This is a genomic window from Rhodococcus sp. M8 (genome assembly GCF_015654185.1).
Classification (GTDB): domain Bacteria; phylum Actinomycetota; class Actinomycetes; order Mycobacteriales; family Mycobacteriaceae; genus Rhodococcus; species Rhodococcus aetherivorans.
In genome coordinates this window covers 5,464,899-5,487,629 of the sequence record NZ_CP064065.1, presented here as the reverse complement: position 1 = coordinate 5,487,629, position 22,731 = coordinate 5,464,899, and the positions used below count along the sequence as shown (strand labels likewise).

The 22,731-nt window shown below is 66.8% G+C and carries 22 protein-coding genes; 15 read left to right on the top strand and 7 right to left on the bottom strand.

The window, feature by feature from the left end; genetic code table 11:
• Window positions 1-116 precede the first annotated feature (116 nt).
• Genes ISO16_RS25030 through ISO16_RS25015 form a run of 4 tightly spaced genes read left to right on the top strand, consistent with a single transcriptional unit; the run spans window position 117 to window position 3,844 of the window.
• Window positions 117-1,373, top strand: a complete 1,257-nt coding sequence (locus ISO16_RS25030; RefSeq protein WP_029542160.1) for a class I SAM-dependent methyltransferase — start codon at window positions 117-119, stop codon at window positions 1,371-1,373.
• Window positions 1,370-2,164, top strand: coding sequence for a glucose-1-phosphate cytidylyltransferase (locus ISO16_RS25025; RefSeq protein ID WP_029542158.1), 795 nt, complete (start codon window positions 1,370-1,372; stop codon window positions 2,162-2,164). The genes ISO16_RS25030 and ISO16_RS25025 overlap by 4 nt, the downstream gene beginning before the upstream one ends.
• On the top strand, window positions 2,161-2,814 hold the full coding sequence (locus ISO16_RS25020) for a PIG-L deacetylase family protein (protein WP_029542156.1): 654 nt from the start codon (window positions 2,161-2,163) through the stop codon (window positions 2,812-2,814). Before ISO16_RS25025 ends, ISO16_RS25020 begins: the two co-directional genes overlap by 4 nt.
• 1 nt (window position 2,815) lies before the next feature.
• A complete protein-coding gene (locus ISO16_RS25015) occupies window positions 2,816-3,844 on the top strand; it encodes an NAD-dependent epimerase/dehydratase family protein (protein ID WP_072634658.1) in 1,029 nt (342 codons plus the stop codon).
• Here ISO16_RS25015 and rfbC read toward each other — a convergent pair.
• A complete protein-coding gene (gene rfbC, locus ISO16_RS25010; RefSeq protein WP_072634657.1) occupies window positions 3,828-4,382 on the bottom strand; it encodes a dTDP-4-dehydrorhamnose 3,5-epimerase in 555 nt (184 codons plus the stop codon). The two genes, ISO16_RS25015 and rfbC, sit on opposite strands and share 17 nt — an antisense overlap.
• Window positions 4,383-4,396: 14 nt before the next feature.
• Between rfbC and ISO16_RS25005 the strand changes: the two genes are divergently transcribed.
• The 3 genes from ISO16_RS25005 to ISO16_RS24995 all read left to right on the top strand — a co-directional run bounded on the left by ISO16_RS25005 (window position 4,397) and on the right by ISO16_RS24995 (window position 8,040).
• The gene (locus ISO16_RS25005; RefSeq protein WP_072634656.1) at window positions 4,397-5,467 is read left to right on the top strand and encodes a class I SAM-dependent methyltransferase; all 1,071 of its coding nucleotides are present in this window, start codon (window positions 4,397-4,399) and stop codon (window positions 5,465-5,467) included.
• A gap of 44 nt (window positions 5,468-5,511) precedes the next feature.
• Window positions 5,512-6,456, top strand: coding sequence for a TIGR03621 family F420-dependent LLM class oxidoreductase (locus tag ISO16_RS25000; RefSeq protein WP_170914028.1), 945 nt, complete (start codon window positions 5,512-5,514; stop codon window positions 6,454-6,456).
• Window positions 6,457-6,552: 96 nt separating this feature from the next.
• Window positions 6,553-8,040, top strand: a complete 1,488-nt coding sequence (locus ISO16_RS24995) for a lipopolysaccharide biosynthesis protein (RefSeq protein WP_083662413.1) — start codon at window positions 6,553-6,555, stop codon at window positions 8,038-8,040.
• Here the strand turns inward: ISO16_RS24995 and ISO16_RS24990 are convergent.
• From ISO16_RS24990 to istA, 3 genes are all read right to left on the bottom strand, one after another.
• Window positions 8,037-9,173, bottom strand: coding sequence for a glycosyltransferase (locus tag ISO16_RS24990; RefSeq protein WP_072634654.1), 1,137 nt, complete (start codon window positions 9,171-9,173; stop codon window positions 8,037-8,039). The genes ISO16_RS24995 and ISO16_RS24990 overlap by 4 nt on opposite strands.
• A 318-nt stretch (window positions 9,174-9,491) precedes the next feature.
• Window positions 9,492-10,262, bottom strand: a complete 771-nt coding sequence (gene istB / locus ISO16_RS24985; RefSeq protein WP_072636906.1) for an IS21-like element helper ATPase IstB — start codon at window positions 10,260-10,262, stop codon at window positions 9,492-9,494.
• Window positions 10,259-11,833, bottom strand: coding sequence for an IS21 family transposase (gene istA / locus ISO16_RS24980; protein WP_230304621.1), 1,575 nt, complete (start codon window positions 11,831-11,833; stop codon window positions 10,259-10,261). The genes istB and istA overlap by 4 nt, the downstream gene beginning before the upstream one ends.
• A 259-nt stretch (window positions 11,834-12,092) precedes the next feature.
• Between istA and ISO16_RS24975 the strand changes: the two genes are divergently transcribed.
• Together ISO16_RS24975 and ISO16_RS24970 are read left to right on the top strand one after the other, a co-directional pair.
• The gene (locus ISO16_RS24975) at window positions 12,093-12,596 is read left to right on the top strand and encodes a YdcF family protein (protein WP_050034803.1); all 504 of its coding nucleotides are present in this window, start codon (window positions 12,093-12,095) and stop codon (window positions 12,594-12,596) included.
• Window positions 12,597-12,606: 10 nt separating this feature from the next.
• Window positions 12,607-13,218, top strand: a complete 612-nt coding sequence (locus ISO16_RS24970) for a serine O-acetyltransferase (RefSeq protein WP_072634641.1) — start codon at window positions 12,607-12,609, stop codon at window positions 13,216-13,218.
• On the opposite strand, the gene ISO16_RS24965 is transcribed toward ISO16_RS24970, so the two are convergent.
• From ISO16_RS24965 to ISO16_RS24955, 3 genes are read right to left on the bottom strand one after another with little or no spacing between them, the layout of a single operon-like run.
• Window positions 13,181-14,506: a lipopolysaccharide biosynthesis protein gene (locus ISO16_RS24965; RefSeq protein ID WP_072634640.1), complete on the bottom strand. Its 1,326-nt coding sequence runs from the start codon at window positions 14,504-14,506 to the stop codon at window positions 13,181-13,183. The genes ISO16_RS24970 and ISO16_RS24965 overlap by 38 nt on opposite strands.
• Entirely contained in the window at window positions 14,506-15,414 is a 909-nt protein-coding gene (locus tag ISO16_RS24960; RefSeq protein WP_072634639.1) for a glycosyltransferase family 2 protein, read from the bottom strand. The genes ISO16_RS24965 and ISO16_RS24960 overlap by 1 nt, the downstream gene beginning before the upstream one ends.
• On the bottom strand, window positions 15,411-16,646 hold the full coding sequence (locus ISO16_RS24955; protein WP_230304433.1) for a hypothetical protein: 1,236 nt from the start codon (window positions 16,644-16,646) through the stop codon (window positions 15,411-15,413). The genes ISO16_RS24960 and ISO16_RS24955 overlap by 4 nt, the downstream gene beginning before the upstream one ends.
• Before the next feature lie 292 nt (window positions 16,647-16,938).
• On the opposite strand from ISO16_RS24955, the gene ISO16_RS24950 reads away from it, so the two are divergent.
• Genes ISO16_RS24950 through ISO16_RS24925 form a run of 6 tightly spaced genes read left to right on the top strand, consistent with a single transcriptional unit; the run spans window position 16,939 to window position 22,656 of the window.
• Window positions 16,939-17,301 (top strand): putative colanic acid biosynthesis acetyltransferase, encoded by a 363-nt coding sequence (locus ISO16_RS24950; protein WP_312026524.1) that lies wholly within the window; start codon window positions 16,939-16,941, stop codon window positions 17,299-17,301.
• Window positions 17,302-17,305: 4 nt separating this feature from the next.
• On the top strand, window positions 17,306-18,427 hold the full coding sequence (locus ISO16_RS24945) for a glycosyltransferase (protein WP_065922866.1): 1,122 nt from the start codon (window positions 17,306-17,308) through the stop codon (window positions 18,425-18,427).
• Window positions 18,424-19,089 carry an SGNH/GDSL hydrolase family protein gene (locus ISO16_RS24940; protein WP_072634638.1) on the top strand — a complete coding sequence of 222 codons (666 nt, stop codon included), beginning with the start codon at window positions 18,424-18,426 and terminating at the stop codon, window positions 19,087-19,089. The genes ISO16_RS24945 and ISO16_RS24940 overlap by 4 nt, the downstream gene beginning before the upstream one ends.
• A gap of 41 nt (window positions 19,090-19,130) precedes the next feature.
• A complete protein-coding gene (locus tag ISO16_RS24935; protein ID WP_230304432.1) occupies window positions 19,131-20,072 on the top strand; it encodes an SGNH/GDSL hydrolase family protein in 942 nt (313 codons plus the stop codon).
• Window positions 20,069-21,382: a Wzz/FepE/Etk N-terminal domain-containing protein gene (locus ISO16_RS24930; protein WP_065922867.1), complete on the top strand. Its 1,314-nt coding sequence runs from the start codon at window positions 20,069-20,071 to the stop codon at window positions 21,380-21,382. Before ISO16_RS24935 ends, ISO16_RS24930 begins: the two co-directional genes overlap by 4 nt.
• Entirely contained in the window at window positions 21,379-22,656 is a 1,278-nt protein-coding gene (locus ISO16_RS24925) for a hypothetical protein (RefSeq protein ID WP_072634636.1), read from the top strand. The genes ISO16_RS24930 and ISO16_RS24925 overlap by 4 nt, the downstream gene beginning before the upstream one ends.
• Window positions 22,657-22,731: the final 75 nt, after the last annotated feature.

The following is a 22,731-nucleotide window of genomic DNA, read 5'->3' as shown; positions in this document are numbered from 1 at the left end:
AAGATTGTTTCAGGGTTCCATTCATCCCCTCAGTATGATTATCTAATCGAGTCGGACCTGATGTTGCGAATATCTCGTCGGCACGGTTCCCACCGACTGCCCGAGGGGTGCCATCAATGAAGTGCCGCCTGTGCGAATCGGAACGGCTCCTCAGCGTGCTCGATCTCGGCGCCACACCGCCGTGCGAACGCTTCCTGGCCGCGGACGAGCTCGACCTGCCCGAGACCACCTATCCGCTGCACCTGCGGTTGTGCGAGGACTGCCTACTGCTGCAGATCCCGGCGCTGATCACACCCGAGGACACCTTCACCGAATACGCCTACTACTCGTCGTTCTCCGACTCCTGGGTCGACCACGCGCGGCAGTTCGTGGAAGCCGCCATCCGGGATCTACATCTCGGCGCGGGCTCGTCGATCGTGGAGGTCGCCAGCAACGACGGTTATCTGTTGCGGCACGCGGTCGCGGCCGGCATCCCGTGCCTGGGCATCGAACCGTCGGTGAATGTCGGTTCCGCGGCTCGTGCCATCGGGGTTCCCACCGTCACCGCTTTCCTCGACGAAAGCCTCGCCGAGGACATCCGCGGGGAGTACGGGCCCGCGGACCTGGTCGTGGCGAACAACGTCTACGCCCACATCCCGGACCTGCTCGGGTTCACCCGATCGTTGCGCACCCTCGTCGCCGACGACGGCTGGATCTCCATCGAGGTGCACCACGCACTGAACCTCGTGCGCGAAGCGCAGTTCGACACCGTCTACCACGAGCACTTCCAGTACTACACGGTGCTGTCCGCGATGCGGGCGCTCGCCACCGGCGGCCTGTCGGTCGTCGACGTGGAACTTCTCGGCACCCACGGCGGATCGATCCGGCTCTGGGCCCGGCCGGACGAGGTCGCGGATCCCCCCGGGTCACGGGTGGAAGCCGTGCTCGAGGAGGAACGCCGGGCGGGTCTGCACACGAGGGCGGGTTACCGCGAACTCGAGGCCCGCGCCCGTTCCGTCCGCCAAACCCTCCTGCGCTTCCTCCTCGACTGCCACGACCAGGGCCTGTCCGTCGTCGGTTACGGCGCGCCGGGCAAGGGCAACACCCTGCTCAACTACTGCGGCATCCGCCCCGACCTCATGGCGTACACCGTCGACCGGAATCCGTACAAGCACGGGCGTTACACGCCCGGCGCCCGGATCCCGATCCTGCCGCCGGAGCAGATCGACAAGGACCGGCCCGACGTGGTCGTCGCCCTGCCGTGGAACCTGGCGGCCGAACTGACGACGCAGCTGCAGTACATCGCCGCCTGGGGCGGCCGGCTCGTCTTCCCGCTGCCCACTCTGCACACCACCATCGGCCCCGCCGACTTCGTCAGGAGGATCACGGTATGAAAGTCGTTCTGTTCTGTGGCGGCTACGGCATGCGGATGCGCAGCGACCGCACCGACGAAATCCCCAAGCCCATGCAGATGGTGGGACCGCGGCCGCTGCTGTGGCACATCATGAAGTACTACGCGCACTTCGGCCACACCGAGTTCATCCTGTGTCTGGGCTACGGGGGCACCAAGATCAAAGAGTTCTTCCTCGACTACCACGAGGAGGCATCCAACGACTTCGTCATGCACCGCAACCGGGTCGAACTGCTCCATACGGATATCAGCGACTGGTCGATCACCTTCGTCGACACCGGCCTCGAATCCTCGATCGGCGAGCGGCTTCGACGCGTGCGGAACTATCTCGGAGGCGACCAGCACTTCCTGGCCAACTACGCGGACGTGCTCACCGACGCGCCACTCGATCGGATGATCGAGCGGTACCACGAGTCCGGCGCGACCGCCGCACTGCTGGTCGTACCCCCACAGTCCTCGTTCCACTGTGTGGATCTGGCCGAGAACGGCGAAATCAAGGAAATCGTGCCGGTCAGCCACTTCCCCATCTGGGAGAACGGCGGCTACTTCGTGCTGAATCGGGAGATCTTCGAGCTGTTGCCGCCAGGGGGTGACCTTGTCACCGACGTGTGCGGCACCCTTGCGGGCCGCGGCCGCCTGTTCGGATATCGGCACGACGGCTTCTGGAAGCCGGCGGATACGTTCAAGGAACGTGCGGAGCTCGACGACAACTACGCGCGAGGGATCCGGCCGTGGATGCTGTGGGAACCGACTGCCGTGGCGGTGCAATCATGATCGAGCTCTGTGCCGGCGACGTCCGAGAGATCGCAGTGCTCGGTGCGCACTGCGACGACATCGCCATCGGTGTCGGCGGCACATTGCTGACGCTGTCGGCTCGGGTCTCGTCCCCGCTGCGCGTGCATGCGTTCGTACTTTCCGGTGAGGACTCGCGGCGCGAGATCGAAGAGCGGCACGCTCTGGCGGCGCTGTGTCCCGGTGCCGAGGTCGAGGTGAGGGTCCTCGACGTTCCCGACGGCCACGCCCCTGGATACTGGGAGCCCATCAAGAACGCACTCGAATCGTTCCGGCACACCTGCGAACCCGACGTGGTGTTCGCGCCGCATCGCGACGACGCGCATCAGGATCATCGAATACTGGCCGAACTGGTGCCCACCGTCTTCCGTGACCACCTGGTCCTGGGGTACGAGATCCTCAAATGGGAAACGGATACGCCACGACCGACGATCTACCATCCGCTGACCCGCAGGATCGCCGAGGAGAAGGCACGGATCCTGCTCAAGCACTACCCGTCCCAGACCGACCACGACTGGTTCGACGAACAGGCATTCCTGGGTCTTTCCCGTCTCCGCGGCGTGCAATGCCGACGGCCGCACGCCGAGGCCTTCGTCGTGGAGAAGGCCACCGTCCACTTCGGAAAGGTATGACATGCGTGTCCTCGTCACCGGTCATCAGGGATACCTCGGGTCGATCATGGTGCCGGTCCTTCGCTCGTACGGTCATGAGGTGATCGGCCTGGATTCCGGTCTCTTCGCCGACTGCATTCTCGGGCCCGCTCCGCAGGATCCTCCCGCGATCCGGCTCGATCTACGGGACATCACCGCATCGCACCTGACGGGATTCGACGCCGTGATCCACCTCGCGGCCCTGTCCAACGATCCCCTCGGCGCGCTCGAACCGAGAATCACCTACGAGATCAATCACCAGGCCTCCGTGCGGCTCGCTCGATGCGCCAAGGCGGCTGGTGTGCGTCGCTTCCTCTACGCATCCACCTGCTCTGTCTACGGCGCCGCCGGGGAAGATGCCGTCGACGAGAGTGCACCGCTGCGCCCGCTCACGCCGTACGCGGAGAGCAAGGTGCGCGTCGAGGACGACGTGGCTGCGATCGCCGACCCCGGCTTCTCGCCGGTGTTTCTCCGCAACGCCACCGCATTCGGGTTCTCGCCCCGACTGCGAGCGGACATTGTCCTGAACAACCTGGTGGGGTATGCCGTTCTCACCGGCGAGGTGCGTGTGCTGTCGGACGGAACCCCTTGGCGACCGTTGGTGCACGCTCGGGACATCGCGGAAGCGTTCGCGCGCTGCCTCGTGGCGCCGGTGGACGCCATCCACTGCCACGCATTCAATATCGGCACCGAAACCAACAACCTGACGGTGGCCGACATTGCCGGTGCCGTGGTGGACGTTGTCCCTGGCTCCGAACTCGTGATCACCGGGGAGAGCGGCCCCGACCCTCGCTCGTACCGGGTCGACTTCTCTGCTGCTCGGGATCGGCTCGGCTACGAGGCGAAATGGACAGTTCCCGAAGGCGCCGCGGAACTGTACGAGAAGTACACCGCCTTCAGCTTGAAAATGGAGGACTTCCACGAGCGGTTCACCCGGCTCTCACACCTGAAGGAGCTACGGGAAACAGGAATCCTGGACGAATCGATGCGGTTTGTCAATGCAATCGCGTGAGCAACTCCCGCCAGCTTCCGGCCTTCGCGTCCCTCGCGGACACGGCCGTTACCGGCAGCGGCCAGTCGATCCCGAGATCCGCGTCGTCGTAGGCGACGCCGATGTCCTCCGCCGGGTCGTGCGGCCGATCGATCCGGTAGCAGACGTCCGCCGTCGCGGTCAGTGCCTGGAACCCGTGCAGGAATCCCGGCGGAACGTAGAGGTGGCGAAATTCTTCGTCGTCGAGCCGGAACGCCTGGCTTCGTCCGAACGTCGGCGAGTCGGGCCGGATGTCGATCAGGACGTCGTGCACCGCGCCGTTCGCACAGCGCACGAGTTTGGCTTCGCCACGGCCGGACCTACCGTGCATTCCCCGGACGACGCCGCGGACCGACCGGGATTGGGAGTCCTGCACGAACGCCGCGGCAGTTCCCGGCCTGCCGAGGTGGTCATCGAACGTCTCCGCGTCGAACGTGCGCGTGAACAGCCCCCGTTCGTCGCGGAAGGGCTGCGGAATCAGCACGATCACGTCGGCCAACTCGGCTTCCTCGATGCGCACGAGGAAATGTTCCCATGAGTGTGTGCCGAGCGTGCGGAATGCCCGATCTGGATCGAGTACTCGATCTCGGAAAGGTGCCGGCCGCCGATCACTTTCCCCCAGCCGACGACGTCATCGGCGACGACGAGGTCTCGCATCCCCTTGCCATGGATCTGTGTGCGACGTGCGGCCTCGCGCAACTCGCCGAGGACGACACGATCATCGAGGAGCCACGCGGCGTCGAACCGCAGGCCCTGAGAGAACAGGCCGTGTGTGCGGTACGGTGCGTCGCTCGATCCGAGCGGTTACGGGGCTCGACCGTACGGGAGTTCGGCAGTCCCCACGGAGGGACGTGGCTTCCGCTGCTCGTCGAGCGTGGCTTCACCGTGGCCGACGGTACCTGCGACGTCGTGCTCGACTGTTTCGGCCTGATGCACGAACCGGACCAGTTGAAGGCCATGGTCGAGCGAGCCGCTGCCACAGCCCCGGACGGTGTGCTGCTCGTCCAGTTCCATTCCCTGGCCACCATCGTCTGCCGGGGCCAGTGGAACGCGCTTCGTCATGGCCACTTCGCGTACTACTCGATGACGGCGCTGACCCGCCTCCTCGAGGACGTCGGCATGGGTCCGGTGGCGGCCTGGACGTTCGACCTCTACGGCGGCACGGTCCTCGTCGCGGCCATGCACGGGCAGGTCGAACCGGACGAATCGGTGCGGAGGGTCTTCGCCGACGAAACCGGTATGACCGATCCACGCACCGTAGGTTCACTGCAACGTGCTGCCGACGACCATGTGCGCTCACTGCGCACCTGGCTCGAGGACGAATACCGGTCCGGCAAACGCGTGTACGCATATGGCGCGGCGTCCCGTGCGGTGGCGTTGTTCAGCCTCGCGGCCGTCGACCGGAGGCTGGTGGCCGCGGTAGCCGACGCCTCACCGGCTAAACAAGGGCGCCGAATGCCCGGCACCGACGTGCCGATCATCTCGCCGGAGGAACTCGTTGCAGCTGAGCCGGACCGGGTGCTGCTGACACTTCCGGATCTGCTACCGGAAGTCGATCGGAGGTACCCCGCACTAGCCGGACGATGGAAGGTCGACGGTTCATGAGCTCGATCGGACATGCCCCTCCCGCGATGCGCATGATCGCGCCCATGCCTCGGCTCCGGGCCGACGGCGCCAGATGGATCGCCGACGTGCGCCGGCTCGAATCCCTGGGGTTCGACACGGTAGCCGTCTCCCAGCACGTCAGCCACGGCTGGCAACTTGCTCCACTGGTCGCCATGGCATACGCCGCGGCCGGCACCACCCGGTTACGGGTCCTGTCCCTCGTATTGCCGAACGATCTTCACCACCCGGCGTTGCTCGCCAAGGACATCTCGACGATCGACGTGCTCTCAGGCGGACGAGTCGAAGTCGGGATCGGCGCCGGCTGGCAGCCGGACGACTACGCGGCCCTCGGCCTCCGATTCGACACCACCGGCCGGCGGATCGCGAGGCTGGACGAAGCATTGACGGTGTTGCGACGCTACTTCACGGCCGAGTTCGTCGATTTCGAGGGAGAACACTATCGAATCGGCCACATGGAAGCCCTTCCACGGTGCGTACAGCAACCGAATCCGCCGATTCTCGTCGGCGCCGGAGGGCCCCGGATGCTCGACCTCGCCGGACGTGCCGCCGACATCGTCGGGATACACCCGAGCATGCGCGCCAACACGATCGACGAAGCGGCGATCGCCGACCTCACGCCCGATCGCATCGAGGCCAAGATCCGGAGAGTCCGGGCCGCCGCCGACGCCGCGGGGCGGCCCTGTCCCGTCCTCCAGTTCAACTGCTACTACGTCCGCGTGACGGACGCGCCGCACGGTTCCGTGCCACGTTCGTCGTGGTCGGGGCACATCGAGGCGGCCGGCGACACGTTGAAGGGCTCGCCGGCGATACTTGTCGGCACGGCGTCGGAATGCGCGGCGCAACTGCTCGAGTGGCGAGACCGATACGGAATCACATACTGGCACTTGGGTCAGGACGTCGACAGCGCTGCTCGGATCATCGAAGAACTGGCTGTACAGTCCGTTTCGGTCCGGACGGCTGCGCCGTGAGTACATCGGCTGCACCCGATACTCCGCTACGCCGGGGCCTTCGGCGATTCGCCACGCACCGAGGGCTCCCGCTGCGATCCCGGGCACGGACCCCCCATGGCTGACAGCAGTCTGTCCACGGGAATCCGCTGGAGCGGCATTTCCGTGATCGGTAGGGAGGTGTCCCGAGCCGGGTTCACGATCGTGCTTGCCCGGTTGATCGGTCCCGAGGCATTCGGCATCGTCGCGCAGGCATTGGTCTATATCGGCATCGTCGCACTCCTGCTGGACCAGGGCTTTTCCAGCGCACTGATCCAGCGCGAACGCATCGAACCCGACATGCCCGGTGCGGTCGTTACGGTCAATCTGGCCGTCGGGGGGGCGCTCACCGCCCTGACCTGCGCCGTCGCCTCGACATGGGCCTCCTTCATGCACTCCCCCGAGCTCACCCTCGTGCTCGTGGCGCTTTCGCCCAGCTTGCTCATCCGAGCCGCCTCGATCACGCCGCGGGCGCTGCTCCAGCGCGACATGCGGTTCCGCGAGATCGGCCTCGCCGACATCACGGCCGCAATGGTCGGCGGGTTGGCCGGGTTGGGTGTCGCGCTGGCAGGGGGCAGTTATTGGGGACTGGTGGCACAGATTGTCACCACCGACTCGGTGCTGCTGCTGATGCTGCTGGCAGCGGGAGCCGGACGGTCGCCGAATCTGCGTCTGAGGCACCTGCGCGACATCGCCGCCTTTTCGTGGCGGGCGTTCACCGCCGGACTGCTGATCAACTCGGTGTCCCGGAATATCGACAACCTGTTGGTAGGACGGTTTCAGGGCCCTCAAGCTCTGGCCTTCTACGGCTTGGCGTATCGGCTGCTGCTCTTGCCGGTTCAGCTGGCATGCACCACCGTCGGCGCGGTGTTGTTTCCCGCGTTCGCCCGACTGGCGCACGACCTCGATGCGCTTCGTAGGGAACTGGCGCGTGCAACGCGCGCCAATGCCGTCCTCGCGCTGCCCGTCATGGCCACGGCCGCCGTAGCAGCGCCCCAATTCATGGCCCTGCTGTTCGGCTCCCAATGGGAACCTGCAATCCCCATCATTCAGGTACTCGCCATGGCAGGCGCCATACAGGCGATCTACCAGCCGTCGACAGCTCCCCTGATGCTCGGGCTCGGGCACGCAGGGCTCAACCTGCGCTATGCGTGGCTCACCACCGTCGTGTCCACCACAGGCATCGTCGCCGGTCTGCCGTTCGGTCCGTTCGGCGTGGCAGTCGGTTACAGTCTTGCGACCGGACTGCTCGTCCCCGTCGAGTGGCTCATCCGGCGGCGACTCCTCGGCGTAACTCTGCGCAGCCAGGTCGCCTTGTTGCTGCCGGGTCTCCACGTGGCGATCTGGGCGGCGGCGACCTACCTTCTGGTTGCCGTCCTCGTGCCGGATCGCACTGTGGTCGTGCTCGTACTCGGAATGCCGGGAGCGGCCGTTGCGGGTGCAACCGTTCTGCGACTCGCACATCCAACACTCTTCGCCGAACTTCGGCACATGGCCGACCGGGTACTCGGCCGCGGGGGCGGTCCGCCCGTTTCCTCCGAGGGTCGCACCGACGTCGCGCGCTAATCGACAGCGGCCTCGACCACGGGCTGCATCCGACGCTCCCACGAAACCGCGTCGATGAACTGCTGTCGCCGGCCTTCCGGTGCGCTCCCCATGTCGAGGACCCGCTTCACGCCACTCGCCCATTCCTCGCGCCGGCAGATACACACCCGCTCGTCGTCGACTCCGTGAATGGGGGGCAGATCAACCGACAGCACGGGGAGCCCGGCAGCGAGATACTCGTAGAGTTTGAGGGGCGACATCGCGCGGATACAAGCCTGATCGCGGTGCGGAATCAATCCGACGTCGCAGGCTTGCACCAATGCTGCGAGTTCATGCTGCCCGACTGGGTCGAACACATGCACGCGGTCGAGCGAACGCAGCCACTCGACGGTCCGCGCATCTCCTGGATAGCCGATCATGACCAGCGAACCCACCATGCTCGCCGTGGTCTCGACCAGATCCGCTTCGAGACGGTCGTCGATCGTGCCGGTGTAGACGGCGCGAGGTCGCGGCAGCGCCGCGATCCGATCGGGTTCAGGATGCCGCGGACGCCACACGTCGGCGATCACCCCGTTGGGCACGACTGTGGTGCGCGGCGAAATACGCTCTGCGAGTTCCTCGGACACCGCAAATATCGCGGCTCCGCGTTCCTCGATGCGCCGGTAGGCTTCGCGGTAGAGATCCCACCATCGAACCACCCCCTCCCCTGTCGCCCAATCGTCCTGGCCGAAATACACGACCTTGCTGATCCACGGAGAATCACAGAATGCCGCCACGAAGGGGTTGTAGGTGACCAGGGCCGCCGACCTCGGACGCGGTTTCCGTTCGCCGCGAGTCCGAGCCAGCGCGCGCCCGAGCACTGCGCCGTAGCGGCGATAGGACCGTTCCACCCTGCCGAGATCGGTGGGATCGCCCGTCCGCAATCGGTGAGGCCGGACGCGGACCGCGTTTCGCCCGGCGACTGTGATGTCCTCGACGAGCCGGACAGGCCGACGGCGCGCCGCGGATACGACGTAGGAACGCCACGGATCGGCCACGATCAGTCTGCCGACCCGATCGTCGTGGGCAAGGGCAAGCAGCGTCTGGTCGGGCGGTCGGCAGAATTCACGACCGACTGCATCGTCGAACATCTCGTACGAGAACCCGAACACCACGTCAGGCCGGGGAGACGCCGAAGGGCTTCGCTCCATACCTCCAGATCCTAGGTCGATCGGTGCAGGGAAGGTCGCCGATCGGGATCCGCGATATCGAGGTCCTCGCGTGCCGGTCAGGCCCGACCGTAAGGCAGGATTCCGTCCGTATCGATTTCGACGCCGACCGCACGATCCGACAGAGCTGCGTCCCATACACTGGCCGGTAGTCACGGCACCCTCTGTCAAGGGACAGGAGGACGTCCCTGTGGGCGGACAGGTGATCTCCCTGCCTGCGGACAGTTGATCTCCCTGTCCGCGGTCAGGTGATCTCCCTCGATGTCAGGTCAACGGCACCACCCCGCGTCCGGCGGTGGCCTCGCTCAACCGCAGTGAGGTGCCCTCGGTGATCACGACGTGGGCGTGGTGCAGCAGCCGGTCGACGGCGGCGGTGGCGAGGGTCTTCGGCATGATGGTGTCGAACCCGGACGGGTGGAGGTTGCTGGTCACCGCCACGCTGCGGCGTTCGTAGGCGGCGTCGACGAGGCGGTAGAACGCCTCGGCGGCGGCCTGACCGGAGGGCAGCATGCCGATGTCGTCGACGACGATCAGCTCGGCCCGGGTGATCTTGGTGATGGTCTTGGTGATCGACCCGTCCACCGCGGCCCGCCCGATCGCGGCGGTCAACGATTCGAGGGTGAACCACGACACCCGCATCCCGGCGTCGATCACCGCATGCGCCAACGCCTCGACGAAGTGGGTCTTGCCGGTTCCGGACGGGCCACTGACGGCGAGGTTCTCGGCGCGATGCACCCACTCCAACGCCGCCAGGGCGCTCTGGGTGGGGACCGGGATCGACGAATCCTCCTCGCGCCACGAGGAAAACGTCTTGCCGGCCGGCAGCCCGGCGGCTTTGCGGCGCATCGCCCTGGTGGCTTCGTCGCGGCCGCGGATCTCCTCGGTCAGCAGCACTTTGAGGACCTCGGTCGGGTCCCACCGCTGCGCTTTTGCCGTCGCCAGCACCTCGGGGGCGGCGGCCCGCAGGTAGGGCAGGCGCATGCGTTTGAGGACGGCGAGCAGATCGTCGGGCAGCGGCGGTGCGGTGGGGTTCACGAGCGGGCCTCCGTGCGGGCGGTGCCGAAGCCGGCCCAGGCTCCGGTGCCGGGCTGGACCGAATGGGTCTCGTCGGCGACGACCCGCCCGGCGCCGGCGCCGGTGTCGGTGTGGTGCGCGACGATCGCCGGCAGATCCGACTCGGCGAACCGGCCCGCTCCGGCCGCGACCGCCAGCGCCGCCGAGACGGTGTCGGCGCCGACGAACGCCGCCAGCTCGACCGCGGCGGTCATCTTCGCCCGGATCCGGGCCGCCCCGGCCGCCGAGGCGGCGATCAGCCAGGTGTGCGCGCCGGGTCCCAGATCGAGGAACCGGGCCTCGGCAGCGGAGCGGGCCCTCGGACGGGGCGGCCGCGGCGCCCCGTCCGCTTCCTGGGGGTGGTTCGGGTAGTGGGCCGGGTCGATGCTCGGGTTGCCCGGTGTCGAAAGACGATGCCGGGCAACCTCGCTCAGACCGCACCGACCGGCGGCCCAGTCCGGAATCCGCGGCAGGGCATCGAGGTCGGCCACCACGACGAGGTCGGCGCCGGCGGCGCGCACCCACACCTCGGCGCCGACCAGACCGGGCGGGGTCGAATAGCGCACCGAGCCGAACCGGATCGTCTGGTCGGTGCCGACACTGCGGGTGGTCCCCAATGCCAGGGTGTGCGGGGCCGACGGCAGGGTGTGCAGGCGGGCGCGTTCCTCGGCCAGGGCCTCGGCCGGGATGCGGGCGCTCTCCCGGTGCCGTCGGGCGTTGACCGTGACGCAGAAGCGGTCACACGCGGCTTCGAGGTCGGTGAAGGAGGCGTACTCGGGCAGCAGGTTCGCCTCGGTGGGCACCAGATCCGCCTTGGCGATCTTGACGGTGGCTTCGCTGCCACCCTTCGATTCCGGGTCGAAGGGGATGCAGGTGTGCACGGCCATGCCGTAGTGCCGGGCCGTCTCGACGATCTGCGGGTGCCGCACCGCGATGCCGGCGACGTGATCGATGCTGACGGTGCGCGGATTGTCGGTCAGCGCGTAGGTCGGCACCCCACCGAAGCGACGCACCGTGGCATCGAGGCACGCGATCAGCGTCGGCAACGTCTGATCCCACACCGGGATCACCACCCGGTAGCGGGACCACGCCAACCAGGCGCAGAACAGCAGGGTCGAGCGCACGATCCCGCCCGGTCCGGGCACCTTCGGGCCGGCGCCCCAGTCGAACTGCATCCACAGTCCGGGTTCGGTGATCCACGGCCGGTAGGTGCGCCGGTGCCCGGCCTGCCACGCCGTTTTCGCCTGCGCCACGGCCCGGCGGGTGGTGCGTTCGGTCCCGTCGAACCCGAGCTCGACCAGGCGTTCGTGGACGATGTCGGCGCGGACCCGGCCCTTGCTGCGTTCGACCCACTCCTCGATCTTGGGGAGGTAGTCGTCGATGATGCGCGGCCGCCGCGCCGTGCCGGTCACCGGCATACCCGCGTCGCGGGCGGCGACGTAGCGTCGGACGGTTTTCGGGTCCACCCCGGCGAGCTGCGCGGCCGAGTGCGCGCTGCCGGTGGCGTCGTAGGCCTCGAGAATTTCCATGATGTCCCTGTCAGACTTCTTCATGCGTCCCTCCGGTGGGAGTCGCTCGGTGGTGGTCGAAGACCTCGAGCAAAACCCCGGAGGGGCGTCTGGTTCAGGACCGACACACCGCCGGTCCCACGGTCACGGACAGGGAGATCAGCTGTCCGTCAGCAGGGAAGAACGTGTCCGCCTACAGGGAGGTTGGCATGTCCGCTAGCACCCTCGGCTCGAAACGGAGAACGCGTGGGTGAGGCTTCGAAACAACTGGCCTTCCATCCGTGTGGTGGTGGCGTCGATATGCATGCTGGTGATCGCAGCACTGGTTACCGGGTTGCCGGTCTACGTCCGGCCACAGACTGATTCGCTGCGCCCTGCCGACGCGATCTTCGTCCTCGGCGGTGAGGACTGGCGCCGCCACTCGCTCGGCATCGAGCTCGGCATGGCAGGCTGGGCGCCGAAGGTGGTTCTCTCCCATCCCGACGGGCCGGGTGACAACTGGGCCTCGGAGAACTGCGGGAAGGCGTATCCCGGATTCGAAGTGGACTGTTTCCTCCCCGATCCATCGACGACCCGGGGCGAAGCGCGAGAAGTGCGCCGCCGGGCCGAGCAGTACGGTTGGAACCGGGTGATCGTCGTGACGTACACACCGCACATCTCCCGAGCTCGATTCGTCCTGCAGCGGTGCTTCGACGGCGAATTGATCATGGTGGCAAGCCCAGCGGAGCTCTCGCTGTGGGGATGGGCGTCCGAGTACCTATACCAGACCGCGGGCTATCTGAAGGCCGAACTGGAGCCGGGATGTTGAAAGGCGGACGATGCGAGGCAATCGTGCAGTACTGCTCCAGGGCGCACGCATCTGGGCGTTTCCGCTGTGGTGGATCTCCGCCCACTGGGACTCGACGGATGCGATCACGGAGGACGTCGACTGGTGGAGCGAGTGCATCGGGGACGCGGATCTGGCGTCCCTCGACAGGTACTCGAGATTCGCCTATCTGGCCGGGGCGCTCACCGAGTTTCGTACGCTCGTGCACTACCGTCTCCGTTCCGCCCCGCCGGTCCTACGGATGCTGCTTCGCGCGCTGTACCGACCCGCCGCCACGCTGACTCTCGAAGCGGACCGAATCGGTCCCGGTCTCTTCATTCAGCACGGCGTCGGCACGATCGTCACGGCCGAATCCATCGGGCGTCATTGCTGGATCAACCAGCAGGTCACCATCGGTCACGACGCGCGGGGAAGGCCGACCCTCGGTGACGGAGTCCGCGTCGGCGCCGGCGCGATCGTGATCGGTCCGATCACCCTGCACGACGGGGCGACCGTCGGCGCGAACGCGACGGTGATCCGTGATGTGCCTGCAGGGACGACCGTAGTCGCCCCGTTGGCCACCGAACTCAGGGGCCCGCGAGTGACCGGCGACGAACCAGGCTAGGTACCCACAGCAGATCCGGGAGAACTTGCGCCAGGCAAATGCCCAGTACAGACGCGCACACCACGCCCACTGCTCCGAACGGTCCCGCCAACGCGAACCCTAGCCCGAGACTGAGTGCGGCCATGACGACCGTCCACAGCGCTTGCCACCGCGCCTCGCCGGGACCGACCAGCAGCACGTTCGCCGGGAGATGTGCGGTTTGTGCGACCATCAGCACACCGAATCCGAGCGCGAGCAATGCAGACACGTCGATCTGACCGCCCGAAAGCACGGACGCGGCCCATGGGCCGAGCAGCGCGATTCCGCTGGCCCCGATCGATGCGCACAGGACGAGTACAGCCGTGAGCCGCCACCACATCCGGATCGTCTCGTCAGGGGCGGACCGTCGTTGCACGAACACCGGCCAATAAGCCAATCCCACCGTCGAGAGAACCGACCAGACCACACCGTAGATCTGGGCCATCACGGCGTACTCGGACAGTTCAGTGGGTGTCGACAGATGCGCCAGGAGAACCCGTCCGGACTGGAGCCCGATGGGCAGCCCCACGCCGACGACGAACAGCCATCCGCTGCCCGCCAGCAGCCTGGCGCCGGTCGTCGGTGCGGACGTCCGTGCAAACGCCGACCATCCGAGCCCGCTCAGTCGCAAAGCCAAGACCGTACCGAGAATCTGTCCGCCGAGCAGACCACCGAGCGCCGATACTGCGTACCAGATCTCGTTCACCCCGGTCACATACAGCACGAGGGTGATGACCAGCGCGACAGCCGGACAGCTCATCTGCACCAGCGTCGCCTCAGGGATCCGTCCGATCCCGATGAGGATCCGGAAACCGAGGCCGGCAGGAATCGTGAGGGCGAAGACACACGCGGCAAGAGTGATCGCCCACCGGTCCGCGGGACCACTGGACATGCCGACGAGCACGATCCAGCCGTCGAATGCCATGACGACCAAGGCCCCGGACACGACTGCGGCGGCGACCACGAACAGGACGCGATAGGCACGTCGGATGACATCGGCCGCAATCGAATCCCCCTCATGCTGATGGAGCGTCGCACTGGCGCTCAGCACCGTCGCGCCGATCCCGAAGTCGACGAATGGCACGAGAAGAGTGATCGTTGCGATCAAGGACACCAGCCCGAAGACCGCCGCTCCCGTCTCGTGCGCGATGACGGCCGTGTTGGCGAGTCCCAGGACAGCAACCACCGGAGTACCGAGAATGCGGTACAGCGTGCCCCGGAACAATGCTCGACGCTCCTCCGGCGTGAGCTGATCGTGCTCCGCTGCCATCAACGGACCGATGCATGTGCTGTGCGCACAAGTATCCGCGCGGCGCCGAGAACTGCGTAGACGACCGCGAACGGACCCGGCCTGCCATGACGTATCGCCGACCACATCGAGCGCCGCACACCTGCCAGCGACCGCGCGGACACCGCCGCGCTCACCGGGCTCGTGCAGAGGTAATCACCACGAACGCGCGGCGATTCCTCACCGAGATACTGCAGTCCCCAGGCAATGTACTCATCGGCTCGGTCCGACGAGCTGTGGGACAGGGACGAATTCCCCACGTGGTAGGTACTCAACACGTCCGGATGGTGGACGAGGCAGACATCAGGGACGGCACGTCGGATCCGGAGCAGCCAGCTCGCCTCCTCGTGCGGCGCGTCCGCGTCGGTATCCCATGGGACGGTGCCCACGAGGTCCACGGGGAAGCACAGTGTCGAGGTCTGCAAAGTCGCGCCACCGACCGTGAATCCGGTGAACCGGAACAGATACTCTGCGACGGATTGCTCCGATCCGATAAGTCGCCGCGGCCAGACTCGCCGCCGGGTCCCCGGCCCGACGACCGCCATACGCGACGATGCGATCCAGGGCTTTCCGAAGGCCGCCTCATGCTCGACGGCCGCCAACTGTCGTTCGAGCTTGACCCGGCGCCACTCGTCGTCGTCGTCGAGCAGAGCGATCACGCTCCCGTGCGCGGCATCGATTCCCAGTTGCCGACATCTGGCGGGTCCGACCCGACCTTCGCTGCGCAGCACCACGATGCGGTCGTCCGACGGCAGGGACATGGCCAGATCGGTGTCCGCGACCACGATGACCTCGGCGACCGGATACGTCTGCTCGAGAGCGGATTGCACAGCGCCGTACAGGGAAGGCCGACCGAGCGTGGGGATCACGACGCTCACACTCGGTCTCATGACGAGTCCCGTACAGCAACCATCGGCCGGCGGACGCGTACCGCGCAGAAGAAGAGCGTGATGCAGGCAAACTCCGGGATCATGTTGTACGTCCATGGCGCGTAGAGCAGGTCCCAGATGCCTTGCAGTGCGAGGGTCACCACGAGCGGACTCCAGCGGCCGAAAGATGTGCTGTTCCAGACCACGCCGACGCAGGCGACGAGGAGCCACAGCGGCAGAAGCACCGCCAGAATGCCGCCCTCGACCCAGGAACCCAGCAGGATCGAATGGGTTGCGGAGTAATCACTCGGCGGCAGCCGCCAGTAGAGTTCGAACGGGAAAGTGGGATCGAATCCCATCCGGATCGCCAGGTGCTGGGCCCGGGCATACACGTCCGGAGTCAGGTTGAAGGCACTTCCCCAACCGAGGAACGGACGCTCGAGGATCGCTGTGATGTTCAGCGGGGGCTCGGTGCGGCCGGCCAGCAGCAACGGCAGATTCGTGGCATCCTGCTCCAGCGTCTTCTGCTGCAGCGCGGCCCCGAACAGTCCTGCCCGCGCAGCGATCGGCATCACCTGCGCGAAGACCAACCCGAACACCGCGACCCCCAGGAACTGCCAGCCTCGTCCGATCCGGGAGCCCAGCATGTGCCGGGTGAAGACGATGGCGCCGGCGAGGAGACACACGAGGGCATGCGAGCGGAAGTTCAGTCCCAGGCTCGCCAGCCCAAGCGCCACGAGCACCGCCGACTGCAACAGCGGCTGAATCCGCGCCGTCGTCATTCCGAAGAGGACGAGAATCGTCACCGCGTGAGCGATTCCGTACTTCCAAAGGTCAGGAATGCTCCCGGTTCGCGTCAGTTCGATTCCCTGGGTCAGGAAGAAGGCCATAGTGCCGGTGGCGATTCCGGCGAGGACTGTGGCGGTCGCGTCCACCGCACGGACTGTGAGCACGGTCAGGCCCACGAGGTAGAGCAGGAATGCAGGAAATGCGATTGCGTTGGGCCATAGCACGGTGACCCCGTTCACCGCGCACGACGCGACAAAGGAGAGTGATCCCGCCACCGCGAGTACGGCCGGCAACAGGTCGATCCCCCGGTGCATCATGAGCAGGAATCCGGGTGCCAGCAGCAGACAGACCACCGACAACCCGGTGACGGTGAAATTCGCCAATTGAACACCCGATGTGGCGCCGATAGCGAACAGGGCCACTCGGGCCAGCACCTGACGGTGTGCACGCTGGCGTTCGGCCACGGTAGGGACGGATGCACACCCGAGATCTGTCACGAAATGCCCCTCGGTCGGAGCCGAACACGGCGTATCCTCTCGAAGTGTAGTGCGTTGTCCTGCGGAGGTGCGCGTGTCCGCTGCACAGTCCAAGCGGTCGCTGCAATCCCTGCGTGGCCGCCCCTACGACAAGGGTCGCGGCTTCGCCGCCCAAGCCCTGTGGGTTGCGGTCTCGACGCTGATCTTCACCCAGGTATGGTGTCCGGCGCGCCTGCGGTGCACGATCCTACGGTGCTTCGGGGCCCGCATCGGCACCGGGGTGCTGATCAAGCACCGGGTCAAAGTTCAATGGCCGTGGAAGCTGGTGGTCGGGAACGATTCGTGGATCGGAACAGATGCCGATCTCTACAACATCGACGAAATCGTGATCGGTTCGGATGTCTGCGTTTCGCAGTACACCTACCTCTGCACGGGGAGTCACGACAGGCGGTCGAAGACCTTCGAGTTCGACAACGGCCCGATCGTCATCGAGGACGGCGTCTGGCTCTGCGCCGGTTCCACCGTCTTGCGGGGCGTGACCATCGGCGCGAATTCGGTCGTGGGAGCGAGAGCACTGGTGACCGCCGACGTTCCTCCCGATTCACTCGTCCGGGCTCCGCGATCGATCGTCACACCGGGTTGACTCCGTGCGCATCCTGCAAGTGGTCACGCTGCTCGACCCCGACGGCGCGTACGGGGGACCCGCCCGGGTCGCGCTCAATCAGAGTATGGAGCTGATCCGCCGGGGCCACGAGGTGACGCTCGGCGCCGGCGCCCGGGGGTTCCCGGTCGTACCGACCCGCTTGAACGACGTACCGGTCAAGCTGTTCACCGTCCGAACCGTAGTTCCCAGGACGGGGTTCGCCGGTGTCGGTGCGCCCGGATTGCAGCGATGGTTCCACCGCAACCGAACTCGGTTCGACATCGTCCACATCCATTTCGGCCGCGACCTCGTCGTGCTCCCGCTTGCGGTGAGCGCGCGGCACCACGGGATCCTGTACGTGCTCCAGCCCCACGGCATGGTCACTCCGTCCGATCATCCGCTCGCCGGCCCACTCGACGCACTGTGGACGAGGAAGGTGCTACGCGACGCCGGAGCCGTGTTCCACCTCACCGCGCTGGAGAAGGACCAGCTCGCCACCGTCGCACGGACGTCATTGCCTTTCGTGCAGCTCGGCAACGGCGTGCCGTGCTACCCACCCGGCCGGCCGAGCGCGGAACCTCCCGAGGTGCTCTTCGTCGCACGCATGCACCCGCGCAAACGCCCGACGGCTTTCGTGGAAATGGCCGAAGTTCTGCTCTCCGCCGGGATGGACGCCCGGTTCACCCTGGTGGGACCGGACGAGGGCGAGGGCCCGGCGCTGCGCGCCATGCTCGCAGCCGAAGCAGACCCGCGGATTTCCTGGGAGGGAGCGCTCGACCCGGACGACGTGCCCCGGCGAATGGCGGCAGCGACCGTGTACGTGCTCCCCTCAGTGCGTGAGCCCTACCCGATGTCGGTGCTCGAGGCCATGTCCGTGGGTGTTCCCGTCGTGGTGACCCGCGACTGTGGGCTCGCCCCGACGATCGAACGAACAGGCAGCGGAATCGTCACGGAGCCGACAGTGCCCGCTCTGGTCACCGCGGTCGAGTCGCTGCTTGCCGACCGGTCTCTCGCGCGTGCCATGGGGGAACGAGGACGCCGTGCTGTGCGCACCGACCTGGGGATGCACGCGGTCGGTGACCGACTGCTCGATACCTACACGGACGTGGCCGGGAGTGAACGATGAAGCGACTCACCATTGCTCCACGGACGCTCGTGGCCGTCCTCGCGGCCAACGTCTTGGTCAGCGCCCTCGTAGCCACTTCGGTCTTCGCGATGACACGTACCAGCGAGGCAGATGCGTCCCCACTCGCCATCGCGGTGGTGGGCGACGAATGGTCGGCCGGATTCCGCAACCGAACGGTGTGGCCGACGCTCATGGCCGAACGAACGGGATGGTTCGTCGCCAATTTCGCCCTGCCCGACTCCGGCTTCGTCGCCGATGGTCAGGGCGGCCACGCGTTCACCTATCAGGTCGACCGCGCGGATGCTGTCGATCCACGGGTCGTCCTGATCGTCGGGGGGCTCGGCGACACCGGACTGCCGGACACGGAGGCGATCGTGGTGGGCGCGACCGATGCGATCAACAAGATCATCGTCGGTGGCCGGCGCCCCCTCTTGGTCGGGCCCACGTGGTTCGAGACGCCGGTTCCGGCATCCGTCGTCCGGGTGTCCGACGTTCTCCGCAGCACCGCAGACGAGATGGGGGTGCCGTACCTGGATGCACTCGATCCCCCGTTGCTGACGAGGGATCAGATGTGGCCGGACCTGAGCGGGCCGACGGACGCCGGACAATCGGCGCTCGCCGACATGATCGCGGCGTGGGTCCGCACGCAGGTCATCCGATGAACCGCACCCGACTGTTGGGTACGGCCGCGATGATGCCGGCCGTGGCGATCGCGGGCGGCGCGGTGTTCGTGTTCTATCGCCGACGGCGTGCTCGACGAGATCATCCTTCACCGCCGGCAGCCCCCCGCCGCCGGGCCCTCGAGATTCGAAGTACGGATTCGGAATCTCGCCGCGCAGATTTCCGGTACTCGCCGGGCCGGAGCCAGGGAGGGAAGGGCGCCACATCTCGACGCGCTCGGTGGGATCTGGCCGCAATGGTGTCGGCCCTGGCAATCGCGGTCGGCCTGGTGTTCGTCTCCGGACCGATGTACACCGCAGATGCACCATCCACACGCCCGTCCCCGGAGATCAATCGCCTGAACGTTGCCGGCGACAGCCGGCCTTCCGCACTGTTCATCGGCGATTCGTACACCGGCGGGACCGGTCTTGCGGAAATGTCCTACGCCTGCACGACGGCAGTCCGGATGGGGTGGCTGTGCAACCTCGCGGCTGTGCCGGGAACGGGCTACATCAGCGGCGGACCGGCCAACAGGTTCGTGGTCGACGAGTACATCGGTCGGTCGACGTCGTTCGCCGAACGCATCCCGCGCCTGGCCACCGTCTATGCACCCGACGTCGTGGTGCTCGACGGCGGACGAAACGATCTCTTTCCACCCACCGAGGACGTCTTCCGGGCAATGGTCGCGACCGTCGAAGACGTACGGCGCACCTGGCCCGCGGCCACGGTCGTCTTCGTCAGGCCCCGCCTCCTCGCCGACCCATCCGATGATCTGGGATTCGACGACGAATTCATGGCGCGCCTGGCGGCAGAACCCGCCGCCGAGGGTGTCCTGTTCGTCGATCCCATCGCGCCGTTGAGCGGGACGGACACCTCCGCGCTGCTGGCTGCGGATCGAAAGCACCCCAATCCCCTCGGTGTGCAAGCCATCGGTGCGGCGCTGACCGATTCGCTCGAAGCTCTCGGACCGGGCGTCCGATCATGAACGACACGGTTTCCGAGTACGGTCGCGTACTGCGTGAGCGGTGGCGCTGGATCGTATGGGGAGTTCTGCTGACGCTGGCTGCAACGACGCTGTTCCTGCTGCTGCGTCCGCCGCTGTACCGGTCCGAGGCCGCCGTGTTCGTCCGCACGCCCGGTGATGTCAGCCGCGTTCTCGACGGGGGCGACTCCTACGCGCAGGGCCGCGCCCGAACCTATGCCGCACTGGCGAACAGCCGCGACGTGGCAGCTCGGGTGATCGCCGATCTCGGTCTCGGCCTCACGCCCGAGGTGCTGTCCGCGCGAGTGGAGGCCGTCAATCCACCGGGCACGGCACTCATCGAGTTCGAGTTCCGTGCTCCTTCGGCCGAAGAGTCCGAACAGATGGCGACCGTCTTCCTCTCCGAACTCGCGGCCACAGTGCGCACTCTGGAGTCGGTTCCCGGATCGCTCGTCCCACGCGCCGAGTTGATCGTCGTCGATACCCCGGGGCCGACAGCTCGTGTCGTCGCCATGCGTGCCACGATCCCGGTCGTCTTGTCCGGCGCGGTGCTGATCGGGGCGCTCCTCGGCTCCGCGGGGGCCGTGCTGCGTTTCCTCTTCGATCACTCGATCCGCGACCCCCGCGATGCTGCACGGATTTCCGGGCGGCCGGTTCTCGGTTCGATCGGCGGGGAACCGACGGAGCAGTTCACGGTGGAGGAGCGCGGGATCCTGTACCGTCTGCTCGCGGCCGTCGACCGGTCGGAACGCGGCGCGTTCACGGTGACCGGCGCCGGTCCCGGATCCACGGTCTCCGCGGTGTCCGTCTTCCTCGCCACGGCGCTCGCCATGCGCAGCGATTCGGTGGTACTGGTCGATCTCGACTTCCGCTCCGCCGAACTGACGGAAGCGCTGTCGGATCGCCACGCGTCCGGGGTTGCCGACGTCCTGCGCGGAGAGACGACACCGGCTGAAGCGGCGAGAGAAGTCTCGCTGCGAACCACCCACAGCAGTTTCATCGGAGTAGGCACCGCAGCGGGGGCCATCGATGACCGGATGCTCACAGCCCCACTGCGGGAGATGGTCTACGCCCTCCGCACGTCGTACACATGGGTGGTACTCACGTGCCCCTCGCTGCCGGCAGCAGTAGAGATCGGGGCCGAGTCGGATGTGGTCGTGCTCGCGGTGGGAAAGAATGTGACGACAGAGGAGCAGCTACGTCAGGCCTCGGCGTTGCTGCCGAGGGACGCGGTCGTGGTCTTCGACATGGACACCCACTGGAGTCCCGGCCGAAGTTCTGAGCGCGACAGGAAGACCGAGGCGGCAGAGTGAGACTGGACGGGTTCCTTGCCGAGCTGAAGCTGTACCGGAAGACGTTTCTCGTCGTCACCGTTGTGGTGTTCGTCGCAGGTCTCGCCTGGCTTCTCCTGGCCCCGGACAGGTACGTGTCGACCACCAAGCTGATGGTGTCGATCGAGGGATCGACGACCGCCGCCGCATACCAGAACGACGAGGTGGTCGCAGGACGGGTCAACTCCTATGTCGTCCTGCTGACCAGCGACGTCGTGACCCAGCTCGTTGTGGATGAACTCGGCCTGCCGGAGACGGCCCGAGAAGTGTCCGGCAAGGTGAGCGCAACGGTCGTGCCGCCGAGAACGTCGATCATCGACATCACGGTGACGGACCGATATCCGGATCGTGCTCGGCTCATCGCCGACGCGCTCGCGCGCGAGTTCGTCGGGTATGTCGAAGCACTGGAAACACCGACCGGCGACGACGGTCAGAAGGTGAACACGCGGATCGCCTCTTCCGCGTCCGAGCCGCAGCAGGCGTGGGTCGAGCGGGCAGGTTCTGCTGCCGCCATCGTGCTCGCCGCACCATTGCTGGGCGCCGTCGCGGTGTGGATCCGATCCCGAACCGACCCCATAGTGCGAACCGCCGACCGCGCCGTCACCGTGTCGGGAGTTCCGGTGCTCGGACGCGTGGACGGGGTGGATTCCGCAACCGACAGTGATATGGACGGGTATCGCCGGCTGCGGCTACGGCTGCGCCCCGACCCTCGTGCCGAGCCTGGTGATCGGGCACAGGTCTGGGTCGTGACGTCGGCTGCAGGAGAGGCCGACACAGCGACGCTGGCGTCGAACCTGGGGCGTGTCACGGCATCGAGCGGCGATCGGACGCTCGTCGTCCATACCGACGAGCGAGGGACCCGGGCGGAAGCCGGGACACGGGGACCGGCCTGGACCGAACCGGCGCAACGCGACGGCGCACCCGGCCTGACCGATTCCACGCCCGGACTCACCGGCTACCCCTCCGACCCGACGACCATCGCGACCGACGCGACCGATCCGACTGTCACGATCGACCGTCTGCGACCGGACTACGCGCAGGTCATCGTGGCCGCGCCCGCCGTCCTGTCGACGTGTACGGCCTCGATTGCGGGCGAACAGGCCGACGGCATCCTCCTCGCGGCCGTATTGGACGTGACGCGACGGCGGGATTTGAGTCGCGCCGTCGAGTCCCTTCGCTCTGTCGGCGCGCCTGTGACCGGCGTGGTGCTGTCGGATGGGGCAGAAAGGTCACAATCGACGGGTTTCAGTCGGTAGGGTTGAACTGCTCGGGTCGGCGAGTCTGCGGGTCGTCGAGCACGGTTCGTCCTCGGCAGGTAGCTCACGTCGGTT

Coding starts and splice junctions, on each gene's coding strand:
- ISO16_RS25030 (WP_029542160.1), top strand. CDS start 117: ATGAAGTGCCGCCTGTGCGAATCGGAACGGCTCCTCAGCGTGCTCGAT.
- ISO16_RS25025 (WP_029542158.1), top strand. CDS start 1,370: ATGAAAGTCGTTCTGTTCTGTGGCGGCTACGGCATGCGGATGCGCAGC.
- ISO16_RS25020 (WP_029542156.1), top strand. CDS start 2,161: ATGATCGAGCTCTGTGCCGGCGACGTCCGAGAGATCGCAGTGCTCGGT.
- ISO16_RS25015 (WP_072634658.1), top strand. CDS start 2,816: ATGCGTGTCCTCGTCACCGGTCATCAGGGATACCTCGGGTCGATCATG.
- ISO16_RS25005 (WP_072634656.1), top strand. CDS start 4,397: ATGAGTGTGTGCCGAGCGTGCGGAATGCCCGATCTGGATCGAGTACTC.
- ISO16_RS25000 (WP_170914028.1), top strand. CDS start 5,512: ATGCCTCGGCTCCGGGCCGACGGCGCCAGATGGATCGCCGACGTGCGC.
- ISO16_RS24995 (WP_083662413.1), top strand. CDS start 6,553: ATGGCTGACAGCAGTCTGTCCACGGGAATCCGCTGGAGCGGCATTTCC.
- istA (WP_230304621.1), bottom strand. CDS start 11,833: ATGAAGAAGTCTGACAGGGACATCATGGAAATTCTCGAGGCCTACGAC.
- ISO16_RS24975 (WP_050034803.1), top strand. CDS start 12,093: ATGCTGGTGATCGCAGCACTGGTTACCGGGTTGCCGGTCTACGTCCGG.
- ISO16_RS24970 (WP_072634641.1), top strand. CDS start 12,607: ATGCGAGGCAATCGTGCAGTACTGCTCCAGGGCGCACGCATCTGGGCG.
- ISO16_RS24965 (WP_072634640.1), bottom strand. CDS start 14,506: ATGGCAGCGGAGCACGATCAGCTCACGCCGGAGGAGCGTCGAGCATTG.
- ISO16_RS24960 (WP_072634639.1), bottom strand. CDS start 15,414: ATGAGACCGAGTGTGAGCGTCGTGATCCCCACGCTCGGTCGGCCTTCC.
- ISO16_RS24940 (WP_072634638.1), top strand. CDS start 18,424: ATGAAGCGACTCACCATTGCTCCACGGACGCTCGTGGCCGTCCTCGCG.
- ISO16_RS24930 (WP_065922867.1), top strand. CDS start 20,069: ATGAACGACACGGTTTCCGAGTACGGTCGCGTACTGCGTGAGCGGTGG.